Source organism: Streptomyces sp. ID05-39B (genome assembly GCF_033794725.1).
Lineage (GTDB): Bacteria > Actinomycetota > Actinomycetes > Streptomycetales > Streptomycetaceae > Streptomyces > Streptomyces bobili.
On the sequence record NZ_JARGEF010000249.1, the window covers coordinates 1 to 11,947 of the forward strand.

Genomic DNA, 11,947 nt, shown 5'->3' on the forward strand with positions numbered 1-11,947 from the left:
CGCCCGCACCCGCTGCGCCCACCGCCCCCGCGCCCGCCACTGCCGGGCGGCCGGTCCGTGCCGCCTCGATCCTCGACCTGCGCTTCGAACCGAACCCCGCCGCAGGGGCAGTCCTTGGCATCCCGGAGAGGACCCACCGATGAGCGACCCCACCATCGACTGTCGACTCGTGCTGCGACACGGCGACTTCATCATGCAGAACCACCGGGTGCACGGGGTGTCGGTGATGCCGGGAGTCACCTTCCTCGACATCGTGCTGCGGATCCTCGCGGCCCAGGGCCTGGACCCGACCGCCGTCGAGCTGCGCGGCATCGTCTTCGCCGAGGCCATCGCCACCGCCGAGGGCGACGACCGGGAGATCCGTGTGGTGATCGGCGAGCCGGTGGACGGCGTCCGCCCGGTCACCGGCACCAGCCGCTGGCTTCGCGGTGACGAACCGTACGGCGAGTGGCGGGAGAACATCCGCGCCGAACTGCACCCGGCCGGCCCGTCCGCCGTCCCGGACCTGGACGCCGCCGCACTGGTGGCGGGCGCCGACCGCACCCGGCCGATGGCGGACATGTACGAGCACACGCGCTCCCGGCAGATCGTGCACGGCGCTGCCATGCAGTGCGCGGGACCGATGCACCTCGCACCGGGCCGCCTGCTGGCCGAACTCTCCCTGGTCCTGCCGGAGACCGCAGAGGACCGCGCGTTCCTGCTGCACCCGGCGAAGATGGACGCCGCGACCATCGTGGCGTACGGGCAGCGCGAGATCACCACCGCCGAGCCGTTCATCCCGATGTTCATCGACCGGTTCCGCGCGCACGGCCCGCTGCACGGCATGTTCCTGGTGCACGTACCGCGGCCCGAGGAACTCACCGCGTCCGGCGAGCTGTTCCGCAGCACTTTCTCGCTGCACGACCGGCAGGGCCGCACCGTCGCCGAGTTCGACCGCCTCACCTGCAAGCGGATCCGCCACCCCGAGTCGATCCGCGACCTGCTGCTGGAGGCGGCCGGCGCGCAGCAGCCCACCGCCGCCGAGCCACAGCCCGTCGCCGTGCCGGCCGCCGACTACCGGCACTGGCTGCGCGAGCGGATCGCCCGGATCCTCGACCGGAGCGCCGACACCGTCGACAACGGGGCCGGCTTCTACGACATGGGCCTGTCCTCCACCGACATGCTGCGGATCAGCACCGAACTGGAGGAGGTCGTCGGCTCCGCGCTCTACCCGACGCTGCTGTTCGAACACACCACGGTGGACGGGCTGGCCGCTCACCTGGAGGAGACGTACGGCGCACCCGCCCCGGCTGCTCCGCAGGCGTTCGCGTCCACCGCACCGGCACCGCAGGCGTCCGCGTCCACCGAGCCCGCCCAGCCCGCCCGCCCGCACCGGGCGCAGTTGCTGCGCCCGGTCTGGCAGCGGGTCGCGCACTCCGCGCGGACCGTGCCCACCGACCTCGCCGTGCTCGGCGCCGACCCGGCGCTGCTCGCCGCGCTGACCGAACGGGCCGCCGCGGCGGGCGCGCTGGTGGTCGCGGTCGACCCGGGCGATCGGGCGCTGCTCGGCGCGCGGCTCGGCGCCCTGCCGGAGCGGGACGGCCGGTCCTGGGCACTGCTGGACGCCAGCGGGCTCGGCGGGTCTGTCACCGACCCGCCCGAGGTCGCGGTCGCCGCGTGGGCGGCCTGCGCGGCGGCGAGCGAACGGCGGCCCACCCGGCTGCGCGCGGTGCTGTTCGCGCACCGCCGGCAGCCGGAGTACGCCGCGGTCGCCGCGCTCGGCCGCACGGTGACGGCCGAGCTGCCGACGTTGACCGTCCGCGCCGTCGAGGTGGACGTCGCCGGTCCCGCCGAGCTCGCCGCGCTGCTGCTCGCCGAGGCCGCCGACCCGTCCGCGGAGAGCGAGGTCCGGCACGCGGGCGGCGCGCGCCGGGCCCGGCGCTTCCAGCCGGTGGAGAGCCCCGCGCCGGCCGGTGAAGCGGTGCTGCGTGAGCGCGGCGTCTACCTGATCACCGGCGGGGGCGGCGGCCTCGGCCCGATGCTGGCCGAGCACCTCGCCCGCACCCGCCGCGCCCGCATCCTGCTGTCCGGCCGCTCCACGCCCAGCGAGGCGTTGCTCGGGCGGATGCGGGAGTGGCAGCGCCACGGCGCGGACGTGCACTACCGGACCGCCGATGTCACCGACCCCACCCAGGTGCGCGAACTGGTGGCGGCCGCACGCGCGTTGTACGGCCGGATCGACGGCGTCGTGCACTGCGCCGGGGTGGTCCGGGACGGCATCTTCCTGGCGAAGCGGCCCGAGCAGATCCGAGAGGTGCTGGCCCCCAAGACCGCCGGCATCCGCCACCTCGACGAGGCGACCCGCGCCGACGGACTGGACTTCCTGGCCGCCTACTCCTCGCTCTCCGCCGCCATCGGCAACTCCGGCCAGAGCGACTACGCCTACGCCAACGCCTACCTCGACCACTACCTGGCGGCCCGGCCCGGCCGGAGCGTCTCCGTCGACTGGCCGCTGTGGGCCGAGGGCGGCATGCGGGTCGACGCCGAGGTCATCGAGCGGGCCGCCCGTACCCAGGGCGCCAGCCCGCTGCCGACCGGCACCGGCCTCGAGCTGTTCGAGCGGGCGCTGGCCGGCGACGACAGCCGCCTGGTCGTCACCCACGCAGACCCCGCCCGGCCCGACGACCGCCTGCCGCTCGCCGCCCGCGAGCTCGTCGAGCCGGACACCGCCGCCCGCGAGCTCGTCGAGCCGCACGCCGACGGGCCGCACGCCGTCGGGCCGCACGCCGCCGGGCCGAGCGGGCACCGACCGGACGCCATCGCGGTGATCGGCCTGGCCGGACAGTATCCGCAGGCCGCCGACGTCGACGCGTTCTGGCGGGTGCTCGCCGAAGGCCGCGACTGCATCACCGAGGTGCCGCAGGACCGCTGGGACCACGCGGCGATCCACGATCCGGAACACGGCCGCCCCGGCCGCACCTACGGCCGCTGGGGCGGGTTCCTGGACGGCATGGACCTCTTCGACCCGGCGTTCTTCGGCATCTCCCGGCGCGACGCCGAACGGATGGACCCGCAGGAACGCCTCTTCCTCACCACCTGCTGGCAGACCTTGCAGGACGCCGGATATCCGGCGTCCCGGACCACCGCCTCGTCCGTCGGCGTGTTCGCCGGCGTGATGTGGAACCACTACCAACTCGTGCAGGGCGCCGAGGACGGCGTCCAGCCGACCGCGATGCACGCCGCCGTCGCCAACCGGGTCTCGTACACGCTCAACCTGACCGGCCCCAGCATGGCCGTCGACACCGCCTGCTCCTCGTCGCTGACGGCCCTGCACCTCGCCGTGGAGAGCCTGCGCCGCGGCGAGTGCGAGACGGCGCTGGCCGGCGGGGTGAACGTCGCCGCCCACCCGCAGAAGTACCTGCAGCTCGCCCAGGGCCGCTTCCTCTCCGACGACGGCCGCTGCCGCAGCTTCGGCGCCGGCGGCACCGGCTACGTGCCCGGCGAGGGCGTCGGCGCGGTGCTGCTCAAGCCGCTCGCGAAGGCCGAGGCCGACGGCGACCACATCTACGGGGTGATCCGGGCCACCCGGCTCAACCACACCGGCCGGACCAGCGGCTTCACCGTGCCCAGCCCCACCTCCCAAGCCGCCCTGATCCGCGACGCGCTGGACGCCGCCGGCCTGTCGCCGTCCGGGATCGGCTACCTGGAGGCGCACGGCACCGGCACGGCGCTCGGCGACCCGATCGAGATAGACGGTCTGCGCAAGGCCTTCGCCGCGGCCCACACCGGGTCGGACGGCTGCGCGATCGGGTCGGTGAAGTCCAACATCGGCCACCTGGAGAGCGCCGCCGGAATCGCCGGCGTCACCAAGACCCTGCTCCAGCTGAAGCACCGTCAGCTGGTCCCCTCGCTGCACGCGGAGGTGGTCAACCCGGCCATCGACCTCGCCGCCACCCCGTTCCGCCTGCAGCGCCGTCTCACCGACTGGCCCGCCCCGGCCGACGGCTCGCCGCGCCGGGCCGGCGTCAGCGCCTTCGGCGCGGGCGGCTCCAACGCGCACCTCGTGCTGGAGGAGTACCGCGCCCCCGCGCAACAGCCCGCCCGCGGCGGACGGGAACTGATCGTGCTGTCGGCGCGCGACGCGGACGCCCTGCGGGTGTACGCCGAGCGGATCAGGGCCGTGCTGCACGGGTCGGCGGAGCCGTCGCCCGCCGGGGCCGCGGAACTGCGCCGGGTGCTCACCGGCGCCGTCGCCCAGGTGCTGGGAGTCCCGGACGAGGCCGTCGACCCGGCCGAGCCGCTGGTCGACCTCGGTGTGGACCGCACCGGCCTGGACCTGGTCCGCAAGGTGTTGGACGACAACCGGCCCGGCCTCGGCCGGCTGCTGCCGGCCGAGGGCGAGCTGTCCATCGACCAGCTCGCCGGACAGCTCGGCACCGAGCGGCAGCCCACCGTCCCGCTCGCCGCCCTGGCCCACACCCTGCGGGTCGGCCGCGACCAGCTGAGCAGCCGCCTCGCGGTCCTCGCCGCCGACCACGCCCAGCTGCTCGCCGCACTCGACCGCTACCTGAGCGGCGCCGCCCCCGGGACCGGCCAGTACTGGGGACATGAGAGGACCGGCGCCGCCGAGCCGCGCCCCGACCTCGCTGAACTGGTCCGCGGCGGACGGCTGGAGGAGGTCGCGCAGGCATGGAGCGCCGGGGCCGACGTGCGGTGGGCGGACTGCGTGCCGAGCGGCCCGGTCCCGCGCCGGGCGTCGCTGCCGGTCCCGCCGCTGCGCGAGGAACGCCACTGGCTGGGCGGCTGGCAGAGCCGCAACGGCGAACCGGCCGTCACCGCGCCGGCGGTGGGCTTCGCGCCCGCTGCGCCTGTCGCGCCCGCGGCCCCCGCGGCCTCCGTGAACCCCGCTGCCCCCGCGCCGGCCGAGCCGTACCACGGCGACGAGGTCGACCTGCGGGTCCTGGAACACGGGATCGCGCTGGTCACCATGCACGACCACGCGCACCGCAACATGTTCACGGCCGGACTCACGCACGGCCTGGAGGCCGCCTTCGCGGAGATCGACACCCGCGAGGACATCCGGGCCGTGGTGCTCACCGGCACCGAGACGGTCTTCAACCTCGGCGCGACACCGCAGGCCCTGGAGGAACTGGCCGAGAAGCACACCAGGTTCACCGACACCCCGTTCGTCTACGAGGGCCTGCTGCGCTGCCGCCGCCCCGTGGTCTCCGCGATGCGCGGCCAGGCCTCCGGCGGCGGCCTCGCCTTCGGCCTCTACGCCGACCTGGTGGTGCTCGCCCAGGAGGGCTCGTACGGGGCCAACTTCCTCAAGTACGGCTTCACGCCCGGTATGGGTGCCACGCTGGTGCTGGAGCAGCGATTCGGCCGCACCCTGGCGACCGAGATGTTCCTCACCGGCCGCAGCTACCGCGGCGAGGAACTCGCCCGCCGTGGCGCCTCGGTGACCGTCGTCCCCGGGGCGGACGTGCTCTCGACCGCGCTCGACCTGGCCCGCTCGATCGCCGCCAAGCCCGCCGAGGCGGTCGCCGAGGTCAAGGCGGAACTCGCCGGCCGGCTGCTCGCCCAGCTGCCGGAGGTCGTCGAGCGCGAGGTCCGGATGCACGAACGGGTGCTCGGCGGAGGGTCGTTGGACCTGGTCCGGGACCACTTCCGCAAGGTCCGCGACTACGGGGCGACGGCCACCGCTGCCCCGCCGGCCGAGGTACCGCTCGCTCCGCCGGTCGCCGTGCCCGACGCGATGCCGGTCGTCACGCCTGCCGCGCCCGTCGAGGTGCCGGTCGTCACGCCCGCCGCCCCTGCCGCGCCCGTCGAGGTGCCGGTGGCGGCGCGGCCGCTCGACGCCCCCGAGGCCGCGCTCCCCGACCCGTCGGAGGTGGAGCAACTGGTGGTCGACGCGCTCTGCGCGATCGTGTACGCCACCGAGGAGGAGATCGACCGCCGGCTCAGCTTCAGCGAGCTGGGCGTGGACTCGATCGGCGCCGTGGAGATCGTACGGAACCTCAACCAGCGCTTCGGCCTGGACATCGACTCGGTAGCCGTCTACGACCACCCCACGGTGGCCCGGCTGACGGCGCACGTCCTGGAGACCGCCGAGCAGGCCCGTGCGCTGCACCGCTCGGCGCTTACCCCCGCGCCCGCGCCGGTGTCTGCCGCGCCGGAGCCGCCGCCGGCTCCCGGACCGCCCGCCGCCCCGCCGGTGCAGCTCGCGCCGCCGGTCCCCGCCGCACCCGTCGCCCCTGCCGCGCCCGTCGCCGCCGCCTCCGTCGCCCCTGCCGCGCCCGGACAGGTGAGCCTTCGGCCGCTGCGCGGCACTCCGGTCCAGCCCGTACAGCCCCAGCCCGTACAGCCCCAGCCCGAACAGCCCCCCCAGACCGTTCAGCTCGCGCCAGTCGCGCCAGTCGCGCCAGTCGCGCCAGTCGCGCCAGTCGTGCCCCGGGGCGAGGACGCGGAGCCGACGCGGCGGCCGGCGTACGACACCGACGGCATCGCGGTCATCGGTGTGGCCGGCCGCTTCCCGGACGCCGAGAACCTGGACGCGTTCTGGGCGAACCTGGCCGCAGGCCGGACCAGCATCTCCGAGGTGCCGGAATCCCGTTGGGGCGCCGGCTGGTTCGACCCGGACCGCCGCGTCCCGGACCGCTCGTACAGCAAGTGGGCGGCGCTGCTGAAGGACCTCGGCGGCTTCGACCCGCGGTTCTTCCAGCTGTCTCCGATGGAGGCGGAGGCCATGGACCCGCAGCAGCGCCAGTTCCTGCAGCAGGCGTGGACGGCGCTGGAGGACGCGGGCTACGCGGCCCAGGGGGAGCGGCGCCGGTGCGGCGTGTACGTGGGGGCCAGCGGCGGTGACTACTACCACTTGCTGCGGGCGGCCGGCCAGGCGGACACCGGGCAGGCGTTCCTCGGCAACAGCATGGCGATCCTGGCGGCCCGGGTGGCGTACCTGCTCGACCTGAGCGGCCCCACGATGACGGTCGACACCGCGTGCTCCTCCTCGCTGACGGCCGTTCACCTGGCCTGCGAGGCGATCAGGGGCGGCGACTGCGACATGGCGATCGCGGGCGGGGTGGCGGTCATGACGACGGCGCAGATGCAGGTGTGGAGCAGCCGGGTCGGCATGCTCTCGCCGACCGGTCGGTCCATCCCGTTCGACGCCGACGCGGACGGCATCGTGCTCGGCGAGGGCGTCGGCGCGGTGGTGCTGAAGAGTCTGAAGGCGGCCCTCGCCGACGGCGACCGGATCCACGCGGTGATCAGGGCCAGCGGCGTCAACGGCGACGGCCGCACCAACGGCATCACCGCGCCGAGCGCCACCTCGCAGGCCGAACTGCTGCGCGCGGTGCACCGCAGGGCCGGCGTGGAGGCCGGCGACATCGGGTACGTGGAGGCGCACGGCACCGCCACCAACCTCGGCGACCCGATCGAGGTCAAGGCCCTCAACCAGGTGTTGGGGACCGCCGACGGGCCGGGCTTCACCGCCCTCGGCTCGGTGAAGGCCAACATCGGCCACACCACCACGGCCGCCGGCATCGCCGGGCTGCTCAAGGTCGTGCTCGCGCTGCGCCACCGTACTCTGCCCCCGCTGCCCGGCTTCGACGAGGCCAACCCCAAGCTCGACCTGTCGGGCGGCCGCCTGCGGGTGGTCCGCGAACTGACGCCGTGGGATCCGGGCGCGAACGGCGTCCGCATCGGCACGGTCAGCAGCTTCGGTTTCAGTGGCACCAACTGCCATGTGGTGCTGGCCGAACCGCCCGCCCGCCCCGCGCCGGAGCGCCGGCCGGAAGCGGCCCGCCGCCTGGTCCCGCTGTCGGCCCGGACGCCCGAGACGCTCACCCAGGTCGCCGCGGACCTCGCGGAGGCGCTGGAGCGCGACCCCGCGCTGGCCCCCGCCGACATCGCCCACACCCGCGCACTGGGCCGCGCACACCTGCCGGTCCGCGCCGCGCTGCTCACCCAGGGCCGCGAGGAACTCCGCGCACAGCTGCGCATGTTGGCGGCAGGTGAGGAGCATCGCGGCTGTTACCTCGCGGACTCCGCGGGCCTGGAGGAGGCCGCCGCTTCGGACGACCCGCTGGTGAGGGCGGCCGCCGCGTACGTCCGGGGCGGTACTCCCGACTGGGCGGCGCTGACGGCCGGCGGGCGGCGGGTGACGGTGCCGACGTACCCCTTCGAGCAGGAGCAGTACTGGATCAGCGGCCCGTCCGTCACCGACCGCGCGGTGGTGCCCGGCACGGCGGACGGCCGTCCGCTCCCGGCTCCGACGGGGCGGTCGGCGCAGGAGCCGGACCGGCCGGCGGGCCCGGGGGTGGGGGCCGGCGGCGTGGCGGTGGTGCGCCCCGAGGACCCCGTCGCCACCGACCACCGGGTGGCGGGCCGTCCTCTGCTGCCCGGCACGGCGGCGCTCGCACTGGCCGCCGACCTCGCGGGGCTGCCGTACCGGCTGTCCGCGGTGCGCTGGCTGCGGCCGTGCGAGCTGTCGGAGCCGCGCCGGCTGCGGCTGGCGGGGGAGGAGTCGGCCGCGGGCCGCTCGTTCAGGCTGGAGGCGGAGGACGGAGACGGCCCGTACGTGCGCGGCGGGTTCGCGGCGCTGACCGCCGAGGAGGCGGCCGCGTTCGCCGCCGAGCCACCGCTGGACATCGGGTCGACCGCCGAGCGCTGCCGGAGCGTCCGGTACGCCGACGAGGTGTACGGGGCGTTCGGCGCCGCCGGCCTGGCGTACGGGCCCTCGTTCCGCCGCCTCGAGCAGGTGCGGGCCGGCGGCGGTGAGACGCTGGGCACGCTGCGTCCCGCCGACGGGCCCGCCGGGTGGCAGGGGCTGACCGCGGTGCTGGACGCCGGGCTGCAGGTTCTCGCCCCGCTGCTGGACGAGGACGGGCCGCAGGCGCTGCTGCCGTTCGCCGTGGACCGGGTGACGGTGCTGCGCTCTCCCGAACTCGCCCGGTACTCGCACGCCCTGCGCACCGGCAAGGACCGGTTCACCGTGTCGCTGACCGACGAGTCCGGCGTGCTGTGCGTCAGGTTCGACGGCGTCTCGCTGCGCGCTGTGCCGCGCGAGGCGGCCGCCGGCGCCGCGGTACCCGAGGGCCCGGGGATCTTCCGGCCGGCCTGGGAGAACGCGGGCCCCGCCCCGGAGGAGGCTGCGGGCGGCGGCACCGTGCTGATCTGCCGCCCCGAGGCCGCCGGCGCGCTCGCCGAGGCGCTGACGCGCCGTCACGCCGGCCGGACCGTGCAGACGGTGGGATACGACGACAGCGACGCGGTGACCGAGGTCCCCGACCTCGTCTACTTCCTCACCGACCCCGCGCCCGCCCATCGGCCCGAGCAGGACCGGAGCGCGCCGGCCATGCTCCGGCTCGTCCAGCGGCTGCTGGCCCTCGGCGCGGCCCACACCGGACTCGGCGTGCGCGCCGTCCTGTTCGGCGCGCACGCGGTGACCGGCGGCGAGCCCCTGCAGCCGCACGCCGCCGGGCTGCTCGGGCTGTGCGCCACCGCGGCCGCCGAGTACCCGCGCTGGACGGTCGGCTGCGTGGACGCCGGGACGACACCGGCCGCCCCCGAGCGGTTGGCCGCGCTCCTCTCCCGCGAACCCGCCGCCGACCGGCTGATCGCGCTGCGCGACGGGCAGCGCCTGCGGCGCACCCTGGTCGCCGCCCGGCCGGCCGGCGGCGAACCGCCCTGGCGCGAGGGCGGCGCCTACGTGATCCTCGGCGGGGCGGGCGGCCTCGGCCGCACCCTCGGCCGCCACCTGGCCCGCACCCACCGGGCCCGGCTGGCGCTGATCGGCCGCCGCGCCCAGGACCCGGCGATCGACGCGGCGCTCGCGGAGATCGCCGAACTCGGCGGCGAGGCCGTCTACCTGCGGGCCGACGCCGCCGATCCGGCACAGCTCGAGCAGGCGGTGGCCGCGGCCCGGACCCGCTTCGGCACCCTGAACGGGGCCGTGCACGCCGCCCTCGACCTGCGTGACCGGACGCTGCTGCACGCCGACCCGGGGACCTTCCGCGAGGTGCTCGCGCCCAAGGTGGCCGGCACCGCCGCACTCGCCGATGCGCTGCGCCAGGACCCGCTCGACCTGCTGGCGGTGTTCTCCTCCGCGGTCTCCTTCACCGACTCGGCGGGCCAGGCCGCGTACGCCGCCGCCAGCACCTTCCAGGACGCCTACGCGCAGTGGCTGGACTCCCGGGTCCGCTACCCCGTGCAGGTGCTCAACTGGGGCTTCTGGGGCAGCGTCGGCGTGGTCGCCGACGAGCGCTACGGCGAACGGCTGGCCGGCTTCGGCGTCGGCTCGATCGAGCCCGCCGAAGGGCTCGCCGCGCTCGACCGGGTGCTGGCAGCCGGCCTGCCGCAGGCCGTGGTGGTCAAGGCCGACGCGCGCGGACTGGCCCGGCTCGGCGTCCGCACCGAGGCCGTCGAGCCGCTGACCGGGGCGGAGGGCGTCGAGCCGCTGGCTCGGGCCCGGGCCGTCGAGCCGCTGATTCGGGCGGAGGGCGTCGAGCCGCTGGCTCGGGCCCGGGCCGTCGAGCCGCTGATTCGGGCGGAGGGCGTCGACCCGCTGACCCGGGCCAGGGCCGGCTTCGCCGCACTCGACGTGGTGGCCGCCGACCTGCTCCGCGCCGAGTTCGCCGCACTGTCCGAACGGCCCGCGCCGGACCAGCCGCTGGCGTTCGACGAGTTCGCCGATCGGCTCGGCGCGGGCGGCCGCAACCGCTCCGTGCTGAGCGCGGTACTGCGGGTGCTGGAACGGGCCGGCGCCGCCACCCTGGACAGCGACGGCACGCTGACCTTCCGGCGTGCCCTGCTCGACCCGGCGCGGCTGCCGGTCGCCGAGTTCGACGCCGCCCACCCCGCGATGGCGCCGCACCTGAAGCTGCTCCGGGTCTGCGTGGCCGGCCTCCCGGGCATCCTGTCCGGCCGGGTCGCCGCGACCGAGGTGCTGTTCCCGAAGGGGTCGCCCGCCCTGGTCGAACCGGTCTACGCCGACGGGCCGGGCGCCGAGCACTTCCACCGGCTGATGGCCGCCGAGGTGGTCGGTTCCGCGCAGCGGCTCACCGGCGGCGAGCGGCCGCTGCGGATCGTCGAGATCGGAGCCGGGACCGGTTCCGCCACCCGCCACGTGCTGGCCGCCTGCGCCGAGGCCGCACTGCCGACCGCATACCGCTACACCGACATCTCGCCGGCCTTCCTACGGCACGGCGAGGCCAACCACCGTGCGGCCGGGATGCGTTACGAACTCCTGGACGTCGAGCGCGACCCCGCCGCCCAGGGCTTCGAGCCGGGCTGCGCCGACATCGTGCTGGCCACCAACGTGCTGCACGCCACCCGGGACCTCGGCCGCACCCTGGCCAACGTCCGCACGCTGCTGCGGCCCGGCGGCGTGCTCGCGGTGAACGAGGTGACCCGCTCCTCCGCCTTCGTCACCCTCACCTTCGGTCTCACCGAGGGCTGGTGGCGATTCGAGGATCCGCAGCGCCGCCTCCCGGACTCCGCGTTGCTCGGCCCCGCCCAGTGGCGGGCCGCCCTGACCGATGCGGGATTCCGGGTGACGGGGGTGTGCGGGATCCCCGGCACCCCCGAGGACGAACTCGAGCAATGCCTGGTGACGAGCGAACGGGAGTTGAACGTGACAGCCGAGCAGACACCGGAGCCGACCGCGGCGCAGGTCCGCGACTACGTGCGGCAGGTCTTCGCCGAGGTGCTGAAGTTCCGGGCCGCGGAACTCGACGACCACGCGACCTTCGAGACGTACGGGATCGACTCCCTGGTCGGCCAGAACATCGTCTACCGGATGGAGCAGGACCTCGGCGCGCTGCCCGCCACCCTGCTGTTCGAGCAGCTGACGATCGATCAGCTCGCCCACCACCTGCGCACCGACCGCGCCGAGCAGCTGACCGCACTGCTCCGCCCCGCCGCACCACAGGCCGAGGCCGCGCCGCCAAACCCTGCCCCGGCC

General features: G+C 75.8%; 1 protein-coding gene. It reads left to right on the forward strand.

Annotated features, from left to right (window positions below):
- Window positions 1–139 precede the first annotated feature (139 nt).
- The coding region (locus P1P75_RS34365; protein ID WP_319262894.1) for an SDR family NAD(P)-dependent oxidoreductase at window positions 140–11,947 on the forward strand (11,808 nt) is incomplete at its 3' end.